The sequence below is a fragment of the Elizabethkingia occulta genome, assembly GCF_002023715.1.
In the GTDB taxonomy this organism is placed as follows: Bacteria; Bacteroidota; Bacteroidia; order Flavobacteriales; family Weeksellaceae; genus Elizabethkingia; species Elizabethkingia occulta.
Genome location: NZ_MAHX01000002.1, coordinates 184,993 through 202,310 on the forward strand (window position 1 = coordinate 184,993; position 17,318 = coordinate 202,310).

Genomic DNA, 17,318 nt, shown 5'->3' on the forward strand with positions numbered 1-17,318 from the left:
TAAGCATATGTTTTTTGCACTTATGTTTTTTTAAATTAAAGGTGTAAGTTATTTTTATTCAATATGTTTTTGTTATAAATACATTGTTTGTATACATTTGTATTCTGAATTGACTATTGTGTGCAGATAAATGTATATTGTAATTTTATTTTTAAGAAAATTAAGATGGATTGCGGAATAAAATCTGAGATCAAAAGTTAATCTTGCTAAAGTTATACAAACTCGTTAGGTTAAAAATACTTTATGTTGAGGATAAAAATTTGCTTTCTAGGTCTGTTTTTTATGCTAATAGTGAAAGGTCAGGATGCTGAAGCTTTTAATAAAATATATGTAAAAACATATCTTGAGACTTCTCAGAAGGATTTCAAAAAAGCTTTGGCTATTTCGGACTCTCTTTTTAATATATCACAAACTCCTTTGCTACAGACAAAGAGCCTTATGCTTTCTGCTACTTTATATCAACAGGTTCATGATCTTAAAAGATCGGTCGATTATGCCTTGAAAGCAGAAAAAATAATAGAACAGACAAGTGATGCATCATGGAATACACGGGTATTGGGGTTCCTTTCCACACAATACCGCCTTTTAGGTTTATTCAATAAATCCAGAGTTTATTCAGAAAAAGCATTGGAATATGCCGGGAAAATTGAAAATAAAGAAGCGGCCAGTAGTGCAAAAGGGCTGGTGTCACAGGAATTGGCTTATTATAATATTGAAGTTCAGAAATACCATAAGGCTATCAAAAACATAGAGACTTCTCAAAGGTATTTTGAAAGTATTAGTCAGAATAAAGATTTTATGACAGCTGGTAATAAGCAACTTTTAGGCTTATGTTATTATAATCTTGGAGATACGGGGCGTTCCCTCAAATATTATAATGAAGCCTTGGCATTACTAAAAGACGGACCGGAAAATTACCTTACAGGAATTGTTTATTCCGGAATTGCAGAGGTATACATGAAGACAGATGAACTGGATAAGGCTAAAATATACCTGGATAAAGCTGTGAATATTGCAGATAAATCAGAATATCTACAGCTGAAAAAAGAAGTTTATAAAAGAACTCAGGAATATTACAGTAAAGTACAGGATATTGAAAACCTTCGTAAAATAAATGATAAGAAGGATGTTGTAGAAGAGAAAATCTCTAAAAAAACAAATGCTTTTATCAACAATGCCTATGTTCAGTTGGAAAATAATAATATAAAAACAAAAGAAACTGGTTCTCTGAAGAATGTCTTAATTCTTATGGCTGGTTTAGGCATTTTGTGCGGAACATTAATTTTTACATTATACCGAAGAAGACAAGCGCAACAGTTGGCAAGAATGCAGCATATTCTGGATCAGCATAGAAAAAGACAAAAGGAATCTTATACATCTCTAACTTTGTCTGCGCCGGAGCATAATGCTGTAAAAGGAAAAAGCCTACAACAAATAATGCCTCAGGAAACGGAAGATGCTTTGCTGGAAGCTTTACAGAAATTTGAAAAACACCAACTTTATAAGGATAAAAATGCTTCATTATCTTATGTTGCTTCTTACATGGAAACCAACACAAAGTATCTTTCCTATATCATAAAAAAACACAGGCAAAAAGATTTTACAAACTATATTAATGAACTCAGAGTGAACTATATCATAGAAAAGCTAACAACAGATCCGGTGTACAGGCAATACAAAATAAGTGTACTTGCAGATGAAGCTGGCTTTTCTTCTCACAGTAAGTTTGCAACAATTTTTAAAAATATTACAGATGTATCTCCTTCATATTTTATTAATTACATAAACCAGAAGAAGATCTGAAGTATTTTTTCACACAAACTTCAGATGTATAAAAACTAATAACACAAATGATGCTCCGGAAAATTTATACATGTATAACAGTTCTTTTTTATTTATTGTTGAAGGCACAAAATGCTAAAAACTATGATAAAGTATATTCTAAAATATTGCACGAGACCTATCATAGGAATTTTGATAAAGCTATAATTGCAGGGGACTCACTATACAGAAATTCAGCTAAACCTGCTTATCAGATTAAAAGTCTTATGTTGTTGGCTTTATTGTATCAACGAAAAGGAGATGTAGAGAAAGCTGTTGATTATGCCGAGAAGTCGGAAAATATTATAGAAAAGTTCCAAATGTATGACTATAGTGCGAGGGTATTTGGATTTCTGGCATCACAATACAGGATCATCAGTCTGTATGATAAGTCAAAATCCTATACTGAAAAAGCGCTTAGTGCCGTAAAGTATATCAAAGATCCTGCTGAATTAAATAATGTTACTGGCTTGATGTTACAGGAGCTAGCTCATTATGATATTAAGACGAAGCAATACAAAAAAGCAATTTTTAAATTGAAGAAAGCTCAGGAGAAATTCCGCCTTCTTCCCGAGAAAGACTTCTTTATGGCTACAAATAATCAGCTGATGGGAGTCTGTTACATTGGCGCAGGACTATATGATAAAGCAATTACATGCTATAAAGAAGCTTTGGTATATGCTGAGAAAAATATTCCTAAAAGTACTCTGGCAGGAAAGGTTTTTCAGGGATTGGCATTAGCTTATATCCGCAATGGAGAGCTGGATAAAGCGAAAAAATATCTGGACAAAGCTGAAGAGTATGTGAAAAATTCCAAGTATCTGGGGCTTAATCAGGAGATTTACAGTACATCCCAAGAGTACTATGCAAAGAGAAATGATACACAAAACTATACATTGGCTACGGAAAAAAAAGATTCTTTATCCGAACTGATCACTTCTCTTAATACGCGTTTTTTGAACCAGCAATTCTCAAAGCTTGAAAAACAAAATACTGAGCAGGAAGAGAGAAATTATACCAAGAGTATATTTATTGCAATAAGTGGCGTTTTCATTATCGGAAATCTGCTGTTCTTCTTTTTCTACAGCAGAGCAAAAAAGAGGCAAATATTAAAAATCAGGAGTATTTTAAAAAATCTGAAAGAAAAGAATTATGAACAAGTTGAAGTTGAAGTGACAGGGAAATCTGATGATAATGCAGATCCAGGTACAAGTCTAATGTCTTTAGAAACTGAGCAGTTGCTTCTGGGAAAACTAGAAAATTTTGAACGTGAACAGTTATTTACAGATAAGAAAGTCTCCCTTTCCTATGTTGCAACTCATATCGGAACCAATACAAAGTATTTGTCCTTTGTTATAAAAAAATATAAAGGGAAAGATTTTACTACTTATATCAACGAGCTCAGGATCAATTATATCTTGGATAAACTTAATACAGAACCTGTGTACAGGCAATATAAAATAAGTACACTGGCAGAAGATGCCGGTTTTTCTTCCCATAGTAAATTTACAACCATCTTTAAAAGTGTTACGGATGTATCTCCCTCGTATTTTATTAAATATATAGAGAAAAAGGACAAGCTGGATTTAGCAAAAGAAACGGATAGTTAAATAAGATATTTTGTAAAATTTGCTTGTAGCTTCAGGAAGTTTCCAGATTAATTATTCTAAAAAAAGTTGAGTATTGAAGTTTTGTCCGGGTAATATAAAATAACTTACAGCTAAAGATATTTAGTCTTCGGAGTTTATCAAGATTATTAGTGTAAATGTTAGTTTCTGACATTTTTGTACTCGAAGTTCGTTAGATTATTACTTTTTAAATACAATTCAGAGCATACTACAGATGCCTTATTCGTGGATTAAATTTTTTAATCTTCATTCCGGATAATATAAAAAAAGTGACTACAAAATAGTCTGTAATTATATTTTACAATTTTATATCACTGATTATTAGGCGTTTGTGTAAATGTTAGTTTTTAGCTTTTATTTGCCATTTTCCGGATTTTGACAATAGTAGTACTTCCGTGGTAGTCTTTATTACTAGTATTTTTGCACGTCTTTATCGATCGCCAAAGACAGGTGATAACAAACATTAGATTTAATCGTATAGGATACTCTGAATAAAAACTTTATCAGGGTGCCTAAATAAAATTATGGACAGTAGTCAAAAATTACTGCCCGGTTATTTCTAGCGTCTTATCCCATAAAGAAGAAGATTATAACACAAACAAATGTACTAATGAATGATTTAAAAAAAGAGGAGTATGTAGCTCCAAAATTTGAGATGTTTCTAATAGAAATGGAACAAGGAATAGCTGCTGGTTCAGCTAAAGTGCTTCCGCCAAATTCAGGTGGACAAGTTCAGGAAGAATGGACTCAGGGTGATGACGATAACAGAACCATTGACTGGTAGATAGTCTGATAATAATAACCAAACAAATATGAAATAAATCTATTACCTCACAAACAATGAAAAACTTAAAAATAACAATTGCAGCTTTTATGTTCTCTGGTTCAGTTCTGATGACATCATGCAGAAGCTCAGATAATGCAATGGATAATCCGGACGATAATCTAATCACCAATGGTTCTGCTATTATAAAGATGAATTTACTCGGAAGTGAATTTGAAGGAGAGACTATTTCAGCAAATATGGCATCTGCCAGACAGTTAAAAGCTGCTTCAACTGTAAAGGAACAAGTAAGTACTTTTATGGCAGGAGAGCAGCCAATTATTGCTACACTTACTCCTATTACTCCATCAGTAATTGCCTCACAAGCTGCAACTAATCCTATGGCAGATGTCATCAGAAATCCACTAAAGGGGCCTAACGTAAAATATCGTGTAATTGCTTACAGAACAAGTACTGGAGCCAAAGTAGCCAGTAATGTTTATACAATAGATGCTAATGGTAATTCTACAGCGGATATTAGTGATATGATGCTGGATGGAGATACTGAAGCAACTAACAAATATGATTTTGTAGTGTTGTCATATAATAATTCTACAGCTCCGGCTGATGTTCCCGGAAGCATTTCAACTGCGACTTTACCAAGTATTTCAGGAGATAATGATCTAATGTATTTCCGTACTAATAATGTAAGGGTGTCTAAAGGAGATAATGTTTTGAATGTTGTGCTGACACATAAATTCAGTCAGATTACTACGACTATAGATGCTTCTGCTGTAGCACCAGGAAATCCAATTTCTTCTATAGGTAGCGGGATAACTTTTGACAAGCATCGTGGAGGAGCTGTTAATAGTATCAAGTTGTCCGACGGAACTGTTACTTTTGGAACTGCAACAACTACAAAAGCGGTTAGTTTTACTGCTCCAACACCAGCTAGCGCGATTTGGACAAGTAATCCTACATTATTAGCTAATCCGGGGATAGCAGCTACAGATATGTCAACATTGAACTTTCCAAATACAGCAACCGGAACAATTACTGTAGGGTCTAAGACCAAAAGAAATTTTACGGTTAGTAATTTAGTAGTTACGCCAGGTGTAAAATATAATCTTAAACTGAAATTTGCATGTACGGCAAATGCAACGCCAACCTGGAATTTTAGTATGTCAGATTCAGATCCTGGAAATGCAGGTAAAACAACTATTACAAAAACATTCGATGCCCCTGCTGCAGATGCTGGTTTTGTATTTGATGTTTATGAGCTGGATAACTCTTTTAACATGACAATTAATGGAGTTGATCTTGCTACTCAGGAAATTCAGTTTCAGTCTGGTGTAGTTAATTATCCCCAAAATATTAGATTTAAATCAGATGGATCACGATGGGGAGAAAACGGAGTACCGCAGATATACTCCTTAGGAAGTTCAACAAATTCAACTCCGATTATCAGAATTACAATCGGACCGGATGGTTCGGTTTCTATGATGGGACGAAGAAGCTTGACTTCCAATCTGGAGCCTCTTGAATTGTATGGTGGCACCCGTTTCAATAATATTACATGGAAGACCACAGGTTCTAATACCGTAGTAGCGACAATGTTGGTAACCGGAACTACTGTAATGAGAGGTTTAGGAGTAGGTAAGAAAATAATACCTTGTCCTTAAACAATAAACTCAATCACTTATTACTTTCCATAAAGAAGAAGAAAAACTGTTAATATCCGGTGCTTATTTGTCATCATCCTATTTTTGTTAGTTAACAGTCTGAAGGCAGGCATCCATATGGATGCCTGTTTTTATTTGTTGTGATTAATAAAAGAATATAAATAGAGTTTATTAAAAGCATATTTTTTAATTTTACTTTACCAAAAAACAATAATATGAAAATACAAATTCTATCCGTATCATTATTGCTTTTACTGTCAGGAGCAATAGCTTGCAAGAAAACACCAGAGAATACAGATGCCAAATACACAAAGAATCTGCAGAAAGAGATTATTACAGAAGATCTTACGTATTCTGAAAATGGTAAAATATTTAAATCTTTTCTGGCTTTTGATAAAAATAAGCCCGGAAAGTTGCCTGTAGTTCTTATTATTCCGGAATGGTGGGGAATGAATGATTATGTGAAAAGCCGTGCAAAGCAATTGGCAGATTCTGGGTATATGGCTATAGCTGTGGATATGTATGGTGAAGGAAAGATGGTTGATAATCCGGATGATGCCGGAAAGTTGGCGAAACCGTTTTATGGTAATGCAGATCTTGCAAAGAAAAGTTTTGAAGCTGCATTGAAACAGATTGAAAAAAATGAAAAAGCAGATACAGAGAAAATGGCTGTAATAGGTTATTGTTTCGGTGGAGCTATGGCTCTTAATATGGCGAGAATTAATGAACCGTTGAAAGGGGTAATAAGCTTTCATGGAAATCTGATGACCGGGGTAAAGCCTGTAACTAATAAAATACCTGTACTTGTACTAAACGGTGAAGATGATACATTTGTATCCAAAGATGAAATAGCATCTTTTAAAAAGCAGATGGATTCTGCCGGGGTCCAGTATAAATTTGTTAATTACCCCGGAGCAATACATTCCTTTACTAATCCCGACGCTACAGCGGCTGGGGAAAAATATAAACTGAAGGTTGCTTATAATGAAGCTGCAGATAAGGCTTCATGGGAAGAGATGATAACCTTTTTTAATAAAATCTTTAAATAAAAATTGAAAACAGCGACGATTATTACTATTGGTGACGAGATTTTATCTGGGAACACCGTAGATACCAATTCCAACTTTATAGCCCGTGAGCTAAAAGATATCGGAATAAAAGTTCAGCAAATTTTTACCATTTCGGATGAGGTTTCTGAAATTGAAAACTTTTTAAAAACAGCATTAGAAAATAGCGATCTTGTAATTACAACCGGAGGCTTAGGGCCTACAAAGGATGATAAAACCAAGAAAGCCTATGCCGGATTTTTCCATGACGAATTAGTTTTTTCCGAAGAACTCTATGAAAAATTAGGGAAATACTTAGAAAAAAGAGGCCGTATTGAATTACTAGAACGTAACAGAAATCAATGTGAGGTATTATCAAAAGCTACAATTTTTGATAACCATTACGGTACAGCACCATGTCAGATGGTTGAGCAAAACGGTAAATTTATCTTTTGTTTGCCTGGAGTACCCTTTGAAGTAAAGCCACTAATAAAGGAGCAGATCATACCGTTTCTGAAACAACAATGGGAGCTTAGTTTTATTCATACCCGTATTATCAGCGTGGTAGGGGTTCCCGAAAGTCTACTTTCTGATACTATTGAAGGCTGGGAATTAGCACTACCAGCGAACGTGAGTCTATCCTATCTTCCGGTAGGAACAAGAGTGAAACTTAGGTTAACCGGAACCGGAGATAATCAGGCTATACTTGAAGAACAGCTGGAGCAGCTGATACAACCTTTGAAATCTCTAATTGGAAATCATGTAATTGCCTGGTCTGAAGATGCTATAGAAAATATTCTGGCCTCTGTTTTATTCGATAAAGGATTAACGATTTCTACTGCTGAGAGTTGTACTACCGGACAATTAGCCAGATTACTGACTTCTGTTTCAGGAAGCAGCAGCTATTATAGAGGAGGGATTATTCCTTATTTTACTGAAATGAAATCACAGTTGTTAAATATTTCGAAAGATACTATAAAGGAACACACTGTAGTAAGTAAAGAAGTAGCTATAGAAATGGCAAAATCCTGTCAGAAACTTTTTAGTTCCGATATCGCAATATCCTCTACCGGTGTTTCCGGTCCCAATAAAGGCGAAGATGGTAAAGATGTAGGAACCGTTTATTACGCAATAGCCAAAGGAGATGAGGTAAGAACTTTTCATTTATTTTTGCCCGGTTTTGAAAGAAATGACTTTGTGAATTTTGTTTCTCAAAAAATTATAGAAACACTTATTGTGTGGTTGGAAGAATAATAGTTTAGAATTTATTGTGTTGTTTATCAGTTGCTTGTGTTTTGTTGTAACGATTAACTTAAAATTAATTTATACTTGTTTAATATTTTTCTAACATTTTATGGCAGGAATATTGCGGTCTTTTTTTAAAATAACTATTATGAAAAATATTTTAGCAGGTGCTATCGCCATAGTTGCAGTCCAGTTTTCTTTCGCGCAAACGGTTAAAAATGTGGGAACGTTTAGTTCCCTGAAAGTTTATGATAAAATTCCGGTAGTACTGGTTCCTTCTACATCCAATAAAGTAGAGGTGAATGGAAAGAAATCTTCGGATGTAGAGGTTGTCAATAAAAACGGAGAATTAAAAGTAAGAATGACAACAACTAATCTTTTACAGGGAGATGATGTGAAAGTTAAAGTTTTTTATGACAGGCTAAATGATATTCAGGCTAGTCAGGGAGCAACAGTAAGTAACGAAGGTGTATTAGAAGGGAATAAAATTGTGCTTACTGCCAATGAAGGTTCCTCAATTATCATGGGACTAAAAGCTAAAACACTGGAGGTAAAGTCTAATACAGGAGGACTTATAACACTATCCGGGCATGCCAATAATCAAAACGCAATTGTGAATACAGGTGCTAAATATTATGGGAAACAATTGGCAACTACGACTACTAGTGTTACTGTAAATGCAGGAGGTGAAGCAGAGGTTTCTGCAACAGAATCTGTAGATGCTAAAACACGTGCAGGAGGTAATATTACAGTGTATGGTAATCCTGCTGATAAAAAAACTAAAAAAATTGCAGGAGGTAATATTAGTTTCAAATAAACTAAGACAACAACAAGATCAATAAGAACTGCTGTGAAGTTTCACAGCAGTTTTTTTATGAATTAAAATATAAGCAAAAATAACAGGTTATAATTATGTTAAGAATTGTTTAAAAATAATTAATATCTTTATCAACGATTGATTAAAATCTGTGTATATGAAAAAAATAACTTTTGCAGCATTAGCTTTTTCCCTTTGTTTTACGGGAGTTCAGATAAATGCTCAACAAAAAAAAGGAAAGACAGTGGCTACTAAGACGCAAAACGACGAAGGGCTAAATCTTAGCTACAGAGACACATCTGTACGCCCACAAGATGACTTCTACAGCTATGTAAATGGTGGTTGGATGAAAACCGCAAAAATTCCTTCTGATAAAGCAAGCTGGGGTTCTTTTAACCAGTTAAGAGAAGATACGGATAACAATTCTATGAATATCCTGAAGGAGATTCTGAAGTCTAAATATCCTGCAGGATCTGAGGGACAGAAAATTCAGGCGCTTTATACAACTTATACAGATTGGACTAAAAGAAATGCGTTAGGAATATCTCCTATTAAAGGAGACTTGGATAAAATTGATGCAATCAAAGATCTGAAAAGTTTCCAGCAATATATCGACCAAGCAACCCTTACAGGCGATAACCCTTTTTATGGATGGGGAGCTGGTGCTGATATGAAAAATTCCAAAATGAATGCTGTTTATTTGGGAGGACCAAGATTAGGATTGGGTAAAGACTATTACCAGAAAGAAAATGAAGCGAACACTGCAATTTTAGTAGATTATAAAAACTATATTACAACTTTATTAGGTATAATTGGTTATCAGAATTCAGCGTCAGTAGCTCAGAATGTTTTAGATTTTGAAAAGAAAATGGCTAAAACATTATTAACTAATGAACAAGCCAGAGATGCCAATCTTCGCTATAACCCTAAAACAGTTGCTGAGCTTCCTGCTTTGGTTAAAAATGTAGATCTTCCTGACTATTTAAAAACAGTTGGTGTAAATACAGATAAAGTAATTATAGGCGAAATTAACTATTATAAAAATCTGGATTCTTTTATCAATCAGGAAAATCTTCCTTTAATTAAAGATTATCTTAAATATAGAATTATCGCTTCTAATGCTTCTAATCTGGATCAGAAACTAGATGATATTCAGTTTAATTTCTATAGCAAGAGAATGCAGGGCCAACAAGAGCAGAGGTCTATGGACAAAAGAGGCTTATCTTTTGTAAATGGTATTGTAGGTGAAGCTTTCGGAAAACTTTATGTAGAAAAATATTTCCCGGCAGAAGCTAAGGCAGAAATGGTAGTATTGGTAGACTATGTGAAAAAAGCATTTGCGAGCCGTATCAAAAATCTAGATTGGATGTCTTCTGTAACTAAAGAAAAGGCATTAGATAAGCTAAATAAGTTTACTGTAAAAGTTGCTTATCCGGATAAATGGAAGGATTATTCTAAATTAACACTGAAATCTGATGCTGATGGTGGTTCGCTTTATAGTAATCTTCAGGAGATTTCCAGGTGGCAGTATCAGAAAGGTCTTGAAAAAGTAGGTAAGCCTGTAGATAAAACAGAATGGGGTATGACACCACAGACTGTTAATGCATATTATAGCTCTTCAAACAACGAAATAGTTTTCCCTGCTGCTATTCTTCAACCTCCTTTCTTTAACTTCAAAGCAGATGCTGCAGTTAATTTTGGTGGAATCGGAGCTGTTATCGGACACGAGATTTCTCACGGATTCGATGATAGTGGTTCCCGTTTTGATGGTGATGGTAACCTGAATAACTGGTGGACCGATGAGGATAGAAAGAAATTTGAAGTTGCTACACAAAAATTGGGTGCTCAGTACGATAGCTATGAACCAGTAAAAGGATCTCACGTAAATGGTAAATTTACAATGGGAGAAAATATCGGAGATTTAGGTGGAGTTAATGTTGCTTATGAAGCTTTACAAATGTATTTAAAGGATAAAGGGAACCCAGGGAAAATTAGCGGTTATACGCAGGATCAGAGATTCTTTATGTCCTGGGCAACTGTATGGAGAACTTTATCTACAGAACAGTCTAAAGTAAATCAGGTAAAAACTGACCCGCATTCACCAGGTGAGTACAGAGCATATGGACCATTGGTAAATGTTGATGCATTCTACAATGCTTTCGATATTAAACCAGGAGATAAACATTATAAAAAACCAGAAGACAGAATTAAAATCTGGTAATTATACACTGTAAAATAATACAAAAACCATCCGAAAGGGTGGTTTTTGTTTTTTGTAGTCATAAAAATGTTAACTTAGTCAGCCATAAAAACGAACTAATTAACCAACATGAGAAACATCAAATTAATAATTGTGATGCAGTTTGCTATACTAAGCTGTGCATCGCCATTATTCGGACAATCCTCTAAAGGATATGTACCCAAAGATGGTCAGGAAGACCGTAAATTCTGGGTGAAGACACTAGAAAAAATTGCTTATCCTGTAGTCCATAATCTGGCAGAAGGTACTCTTCGGAAGAATATGCCCGTGGAAATACCTCCCGGATTAAAGCCTGATTTTTTTAATAAAGTAACGCATCTGGAAGCTGTAGGCCGGACTATGGCGGGTTTAGCACCGTGGCTTGCATTACCGGAAGACAACACTGAAGAATCTAAGGTAAGATTCAGACTAAGAAATGAGCTTTTGAAAGGCCTTAAAAATGCTGTTGATCCTCAAAATCCGGATTACCTTAATTTTAGAACAGAAAAGCAGCCGATTGTAGATGCTGCTTATATGGCACATGCCTTTATAAGAGCGCCGAAAGCGTTGTGGGAACCTCTGGATGAAACGACCAAAAAAAGAGTAATCGAAGAATTCAAAGCACTTCGTACCAGATCCGGAGCTTATAACAACTGGTTATTATTTGCAGGACTAAACGAAGCGTTTTTACTAAGTGTAGGAGAACAGCCGGATCCGGTCCGTATCGAGTTTGCTAAAAGAAAAATATTAGAATGGTATCAGGGAGACGGTTGGTATAGTGACGGACCTAGTATGAGTATAGATTACTATAACTCCTATGTTATCCATCCTATGCTGGTAGATTTTTTCAAGGTTTTACTGGATCGTAAAATGATCCAACAACAAGAATATGATCAGGCTGTAAAAAGAATGGTTCGTTATTCAGAGTTTACAGAAAGATTTATCAGCCCGGAAGGTACTTATCCTCCGTTTGGAAGAAGTATCACTTACAGAACAGCTGCATTTCAGGCACTCGGACAAACGGCACTGATGCATAAATTACCTGATTATATAGACCCGGCACAAGTAAGATGTGGGCTTAGTGCCGTTATGCACAGAATGTATGATCACGCTAATAATTTTGACAAAGCAGGATGGCTGGTACTAGGATTTAATGGACATCAGCCAGGAATAGCAGATTATTATACATCCACTGGGAGTTTGTATATGGCAACATTAGGTTTCTTGCCACTAGGTTTGCCGGCTACCGATAAATTTTGGACCAATCCCCCCGCTGCATGGACTGCAAAAAAAGCATGGGCAGGAGAGCCTTTTCCGAAAGACTATCATGTAGAATATTAATATTTTAAAAACACTCTGAGACCAGAGTGTTTTTTTATATCAGAATATTTATAAATGAGTAAAATAAATTATTTTTATAAAAAATAATTTATGAAGGAATTTCTACAGAATACTTATAACCGATTGTTAAAAGATTTTCAGACTATTTTATCTATAGCTTATTTATTCGCAGTTGGTATAGGAATGATTTTCAATTACCGGAAATACAGCAATTTTAATATCAATATATTTGACTATGCTGATATTACAGATTTTCTGATTGCGCCGTTTGCCGATTACAGGATTTTTCTATTTACATTTATATCTGTACTTATTTTAGGAACTATTTATAAATTAGATTCTTATATCAAGGAAAATCACCCTAAAATTTACAAGATATATAGCTTTCAGAACTATACATCATGGTTTTCATCCATTTATTATAATGGGATTTCGGTTTTGCTGATTATTCCGTTTTATATATGGCTGGCGGCAGGAGTATATGGAAAATTTTCTCAAAGAAAGATAATAAAAGAGGAGCCATTGAGTTTTCTTTATTCTGACAATACGGAAGAACAGGCTAAATTGATAGGAAAGACTAAAACCGTTTTATTTCTTCTAAAAAATGATGAGGTAAAGGTTGTGCAGCTTTCTTCAATTAAAAGCTATAAATTACAGAAAGAGTTGTAACTTTTCAGTGATTTTATCTACTCATTGTTTAAGTTTATAAGGCCTTTGTATAGGCTTTTGTTAAAATAATATTATGAAAAAATTGACTACCAGTCTGTTAGTGGCCGTTTCACTTCTTTCAACAGGAGTAGTAATGGCTCAAAAAAAGAATACAAAAACAATTCAAAGTACAAAAAGTTCGACTATGAAAGATGAAGGCCTTCATCTGGAAAATATGGACAGAAAAGTACGTCCACAGGATGATTTTTACAATTACGTAAACGGTAGCTGGATGAAAACAGCAAAAATCCCTTCTGATAAATCAAGTTGGGGAGCGTTTAATGAGCTTGCTGAAGCTACAGACAACCAGTCTCTGACAATCCTGAACACTATTCTGAAAGACTCTTTTTCAAAAGGTAGTGAAGGTCAGAAAATTCAGGATCTTTACGGTACTTTCATGGATATGAATAAGAGAAATGCAGATGGTATTAGACCTGTTCAGGCTGATTTAGCAAAAATTGATGCTATTAAAAACCTTAATGATCTGCAGTCTTATCTAAAAGAATCTACAAGACAAGGGTTCAATCCTTTCTATGAGTGGGGTGTAGATGCTGATTTAAAAGATTCTAAAATGAACGCTGTATATCTTGGAGCGGCGGAACTAGGTTTAGGTAGAGATTATTATCAGAAAGAAAATGCTGAAAACGCAAAGACAGTAGCTGAATATCAGAAATATATTGCATCAATTTTAGATGTTTTGGGATATAAGAATTCCGCTGAAACTGCTAAAAATATTTTTGCCTACGAGAAAGATATGGCGAAGTCATTGCTTACTGTAGAGCAGATTCGTGATGCCAATCTTCAGTATAATCCTGAGACTATGGATCAGCTGAAAGGTTTGGTTAAAAATGTAGACCTACCAGCTTATCTTACAGCGGTAGGGGTAAATACAAATAAAGTTATTATAGGTGAATTAAACTATGTTAAAAACCTTGATAAGTTCCTTACAGAGCAAAATATTCCGTTAATTAAAGATTACCTTAAATTCCATCTTATTTCTTCTAATGCCGGACGTTTAGATCAAAAGCTGGATGATATTCAGTTTAACTTCTACAGCAAGTATCTGAGAGGACAAAAAGAGCAAAGAGCAATGAATAAGAGAGGACTTTCTCTTATCAATGGAGTTCTTGGAGAAGCTTTCGGTAAACTGTATGTGGAAAAATATTTCCCTCAGCAGTCTAAAACAGAAATGCTAACGTTAATCGATTATCTGAAGAAAAGCTTTGCTAAGCATATTAATGAGTTAACATGGATGTCTTCTGAAACTAAAGTAAAAGCTTTAGATAAACTGAATAAATTCACTGTAAAAGTAGGATATCCGGATAAGTGGAAAGATTACACTAAGCTTGAGCAAACATCAGTTAAAGATGGTGGTTCTTTGTATGCTAACCTTCAGAAAGTATCGGAATGGAGCTATCAGAGAGAACTAAATAAGATTGGTAAACCAGTAGATAAAGCAGAGTGGGGAATGTCTCCACAAACTGTAAATGCATACTATAATCCTACAAACAATGAGATTGTATTCCCTGCAGCAATTCTACAGCCGCCATTCTTTAACATCAAAGCTGATCCTGCGGTTAACTTTGGTGGAATTGGTGCTGTAATTGGTCACGAGATGTCGCATGGTTTCGATGACAGTGGTGCTACTTTCGATGGTGACGGAAATTTAGTTAACTGGTGGTCTGATGCTGACTTGAAGAACTTTAAGGATGCTACAACAAAACTGGCAAAACAGTTTAGTCAGTACGAACCTGTAAAAGGAACACACATTAATGGTGAATTTACCAACGGAGAAAACATTGGAGACCTTGGTGGTGTAAATGTAGCTTATGATGCACTGCAAATGTATCTGAAAGATAAAGGCAATCCAGGAAAAATCAGCGGATTCACACAAGATCAGAGATTCTTTATGTCATGGGCTACCGTATGGAGAACATTGATGACAGAGAAAGCTACAATCAATCAGATTAAAACTAATGAACACGCTCCGGGAGAATTCAGAGCTTTTGGTCCGTTAGTAAATACGGATGCTTTCTATAAAGCATTTGATGTGAAACCTGGTGATAAATTGTATAAGAAACCTGAGGACAGAGTTAAAATCTGGTAATCAAATAATAATTTATATAAGTGGAAAGTTGCTCTTTTAAAGGGCAGCTTTCTTTTTTAGGTGGAATTCATTGTTTAACTTTAAAAATAAAAATGAACATCATAACAGAAAAAAATATCCTTATAGAAAACCCTGAAACCAAGAGCTTTCTGGCAGATGCCTATTACCCGGAAACTGAAGGAAAGCAACCCTTAGTAATCTTTGCACATGGTTATAAAGGCTACAAAGATTGGGGAACCTGGGGATTAATGGCAGAAGAATTTGCAAAGGCAGGATATTTCTTTGTTAAATTCAACTTTTCACATAATGGAACAACCATAAATGATCCGGATAATTTTGGTGACCTGGAAGCTTTTGGAAATAATAACTATACAAAAGAGTTATCCGATTATCAGACGGTTATCGGTTATTTTGAAAATCATCCTAAAGTGGATTCCGAAAAAATTGCCATTATAGGACATAGCAGAGGCGGTGGTGATACTGTTCTGCAGGCGCAAAGGCATCCTAAAGTTAAAGCATTAATTACATTGGCCGGAGTTAGTAATTTTGTAACCCGATTCCCGAAAAATGATCGATTGGAACGATACAGAGAAAATGGAGTTTTCTATGTAACTAATGGGAGAACAAAACAGGAAATGCCACATTATTGGCAGTTTTATGAAAATTTTCGGAAGAATGAATCTGAATTAGACATACAAAAAGCTGCACAGAATCTGCATAAGCCTTATCTGATTATTCATGGAACTCAGGATGAAGCAGTAAAAATAAAAGAAGCTGAGCTATTGCATAAGTGGGCAAAGAACTCTGAACTAAAAATTATTGATGGAGCAGATCATGTTTTTGGTGGAAGAGAACCATGGAATAGTGATGTTTTACCAGAGGATTTGGAAAAAGTAGTTAATTACTCGACAGAGTTTCTAAATAAAGCACTATAAAGGACTGAGATATTAATTGCTTATTGTAAAATATAAAAGGATGAATAATTTCATCCTTTTCTTATTTATTGAAGTGGCTTTACATACTTAGGTTTAAAGTCCTTTTTCATCAGTTGGTCAATTGTTTTGGCAAAGCTATTAACAATCTGAGTAAGATTCTGAGTGTTGATGACATTTATATCATCATTTACCTGATGGTAATGATTCTGATGTTCCATATCCACAGTAGAGAAGGAGTGGGCAACAATACCTTTCTTTACAAAGTTTACATTATCGGAACGGAAGAATAATTTCTCAGATAGATAAGGGTCAGGAGAAACTTCAAAACCTTTAGGAGCATTAGCATTAATGATTTCATCCAAGTCAGACTGATCATGTCCTGTCATGTATACTTTATTTAATCCAAAAGCAGAAGGTGTTCCCAGCATTTCGAAATTAAATAAAGCTTTTATTTTAGGGATGTAAGTCTGGAATTTTTCGTCATTAGCCAGATATTTAGAACCCACTAATCCTATTTCTTCACCATTGAAGGCCATAAAAATAAGTCCTTCTTTGGTCTTTTTTCCTTTATAATAGTCGGATAAACCGATAACTGTACTTACACCGCTGGCATCATCATCTGCGCCATTAAAGATTTTATCTTCACCTTCTTTTGCCTCTCCAATGTGATCAAAGTGAGCTCCGAAAGCAATATAGCTATCCTCGGTTCCTTTTTTTATACCACATACATTGTAATAAGTTTTTCCGTCTTTATAAGTAAAAGGGACAAGATAGGAATCTCCATAGCAGTAATCTAGTTTGTTCTGTTTGAATTGCTCAGCAATATACTGGGCAGCTTTCATATTTTCTTCAGTACCAAACTTTCTGCCTTTCATCTCATCAGAGGCTAATGTCGATACAATTTCTTTAATTCTTGCTTCCTTTATTTCCTGAGAGAAATATAAGCCTGAAGCCAGACCAAATGCAAGTATTGCAATATTTTTCAT

Annotated in this window: 13 protein-coding genes; 12 read left to right on the forward strand and 1 reads right to left on the reverse strand. The window is 34.8% G+C overall.

The features are described from left to right. The first annotated feature begins 282 nt into the window (after window positions 1-282). The 12 genes from BAZ10_RS00865 to BAZ10_RS00915 all read left to right on the forward strand — a co-directional run bounded on the left by BAZ10_RS00865 (window position 283) and on the right by BAZ10_RS00915 (window position 16,332). On the forward strand, window positions 283-1,803 hold the full coding sequence (locus BAZ10_RS00865) for an AraC family transcriptional regulator (protein ID WP_245803710.1): 1,521 nt from the start codon (window positions 283-285) through the stop codon (window positions 1,801-1,803). A gap of 47 nt (window positions 1,804-1,850) precedes the next feature. Beyond that, on the forward strand, window positions 1,851-3,431 hold the full coding sequence (locus tag BAZ10_RS00870) for an AraC family transcriptional regulator (protein WP_245803711.1): 1,581 nt from the start codon (window positions 1,851-1,853) through the stop codon (window positions 3,429-3,431). A gap of 628 nt (window positions 3,432-4,059) precedes the next feature. Then, the gene (locus BAZ10_RS18905; protein ID WP_165689635.1) at window positions 4,060-4,233 is read left to right on the forward strand and encodes a hypothetical protein; all 174 of its coding nucleotides are present in this window, start codon (window positions 4,060-4,062) and stop codon (window positions 4,231-4,233) included. Window positions 4,234-4,289: 56 nt separating this feature from the next. Next, entirely contained in the window at window positions 4,290-5,894 is a 1,605-nt protein-coding gene (locus tag BAZ10_RS00875) for a hypothetical protein (RefSeq protein WP_078770419.1), read from the forward strand. Between the two features lie 215 nt (window positions 5,895-6,109). After that, window positions 6,110-6,943, forward strand: a complete 834-nt coding sequence (locus tag BAZ10_RS00880) for a dienelactone hydrolase family protein (RefSeq protein WP_078770420.1) — start codon at window positions 6,110-6,112, stop codon at window positions 6,941-6,943. A gap of 3 nt (window positions 6,944-6,946) precedes the next feature. Beyond that, complete coding sequence (locus BAZ10_RS00885) at window positions 6,947-8,194, forward strand: CinA family nicotinamide mononucleotide deamidase-related protein (RefSeq protein WP_078770421.1); 1,248 nt, start codon at window positions 6,947-6,949, stop codon at window positions 8,192-8,194. Between the two features lie 139 nt (window positions 8,195-8,333). Continuing rightward, complete coding sequence (locus BAZ10_RS00890) at window positions 8,334-9,002, forward strand: head GIN domain-containing protein (RefSeq protein WP_078770539.1); 669 nt, start codon at window positions 8,334-8,336, stop codon at window positions 9,000-9,002. 157 nt (window positions 9,003-9,159) lie between these two features. Beyond that, window positions 9,160-11,223 (forward strand): M13 family metallopeptidase, encoded by a 2,064-nt coding sequence (locus BAZ10_RS00895; protein WP_078770422.1) that lies wholly within the window; start codon window positions 9,160-9,162, stop codon window positions 11,221-11,223. A gap of 108 nt (window positions 11,224-11,331) precedes the next feature. Then, a complete protein-coding gene (locus tag BAZ10_RS00900; RefSeq protein ID WP_078770423.1) occupies window positions 11,332-12,582 on the forward strand; it encodes a DUF2264 domain-containing protein in 1,251 nt (416 codons plus the stop codon). Between the two features lie 90 nt (window positions 12,583-12,672). Then, window positions 12,673-13,251, forward strand: coding sequence for a hypothetical protein (locus tag BAZ10_RS00905; RefSeq protein WP_078770424.1), 579 nt, complete (start codon window positions 12,673-12,675; stop codon window positions 13,249-13,251). A 73-nt stretch (window positions 13,252-13,324) separates the two neighbouring features. Beyond that, a complete protein-coding gene (locus BAZ10_RS00910; protein WP_078770425.1) occupies window positions 13,325-15,397 on the forward strand; it encodes a M13 family metallopeptidase in 2,073 nt (690 codons plus the stop codon). Window positions 15,398-15,489: 92 nt separating this feature from the next. Beyond that, the gene (locus tag BAZ10_RS00915) at window positions 15,490-16,332 is read left to right on the forward strand and encodes an alpha/beta hydrolase family protein (RefSeq protein ID WP_078770426.1); all 843 of its coding nucleotides are present in this window, start codon (window positions 15,490-15,492) and stop codon (window positions 16,330-16,332) included. A 65-nt stretch (window positions 16,333-16,397) separates the two neighbouring features. Here BAZ10_RS00915 and BAZ10_RS00920 read toward each other — a convergent pair whose 3' ends face one another. Continuing rightward, window positions 16,398-17,318, reverse strand: a complete 921-nt coding sequence (locus BAZ10_RS00920) for a M28 family peptidase (RefSeq protein ID WP_078770427.1) — start codon at window positions 17,316-17,318, stop codon at window positions 16,398-16,400.

What these genes read in the sequence shown, in the direction of transcription:
- BAZ10_RS00865 (WP_245803710.1), top strand. Translation starts at nt 283, where the DNA reads ATGCTAATAGTGAAAGGTCAGGATGCTGAAGCTTTTAATAAAATATAT.
- BAZ10_RS00870 (WP_245803711.1), top strand. Translation starts at nt 1,851, where the DNA reads ATGATGCTCCGGAAAATTTATACATGTATAACAGTTCTTTTTTATTTA.
- BAZ10_RS18905 (WP_165689635.1), top strand. Translation starts at nt 4,060, where the DNA reads ATGAATGATTTAAAAAAAGAGGAGTATGTAGCTCCAAAATTTGAGATG.
- BAZ10_RS00875 (WP_078770419.1), top strand. Translation starts at nt 4,290, where the DNA reads ATGAAAAACTTAAAAATAACAATTGCAGCTTTTATGTTCTCTGGTTCA.
- BAZ10_RS00880 (WP_078770420.1), top strand. Translation starts at nt 6,110, where the DNA reads ATGAAAATACAAATTCTATCCGTATCATTATTGCTTTTACTGTCAGGA.
- BAZ10_RS00890 (WP_078770539.1), top strand. Translation starts at nt 8,334, where the DNA reads ATGAAAAATATTTTAGCAGGTGCTATCGCCATAGTTGCAGTCCAGTTT.
- BAZ10_RS00895 (WP_078770422.1), top strand. Translation starts at nt 9,160, where the DNA reads ATGAAAAAAATAACTTTTGCAGCATTAGCTTTTTCCCTTTGTTTTACG.
- BAZ10_RS00900 (WP_078770423.1), top strand. Translation starts at nt 11,332, where the DNA reads ATGAGAAACATCAAATTAATAATTGTGATGCAGTTTGCTATACTAAGC.
- BAZ10_RS00905 (WP_078770424.1), top strand. Translation starts at nt 12,673, where the DNA reads ATGAAGGAATTTCTACAGAATACTTATAACCGATTGTTAAAAGATTTT.
- BAZ10_RS00910 (WP_078770425.1), top strand. Translation starts at nt 13,325, where the DNA reads ATGAAAAAATTGACTACCAGTCTGTTAGTGGCCGTTTCACTTCTTTCA.
- BAZ10_RS00915 (WP_078770426.1), top strand. Translation starts at nt 15,490, where the DNA reads ATGAACATCATAACAGAAAAAAATATCCTTATAGAAAACCCTGAAACC.
- BAZ10_RS00920 (WP_078770427.1), bottom strand. Translation starts at nt 17,318, where the DNA reads ATGAAAAATATTGCAATACTTGCATTTGGTCTGGCTTCAGGCTTATAT.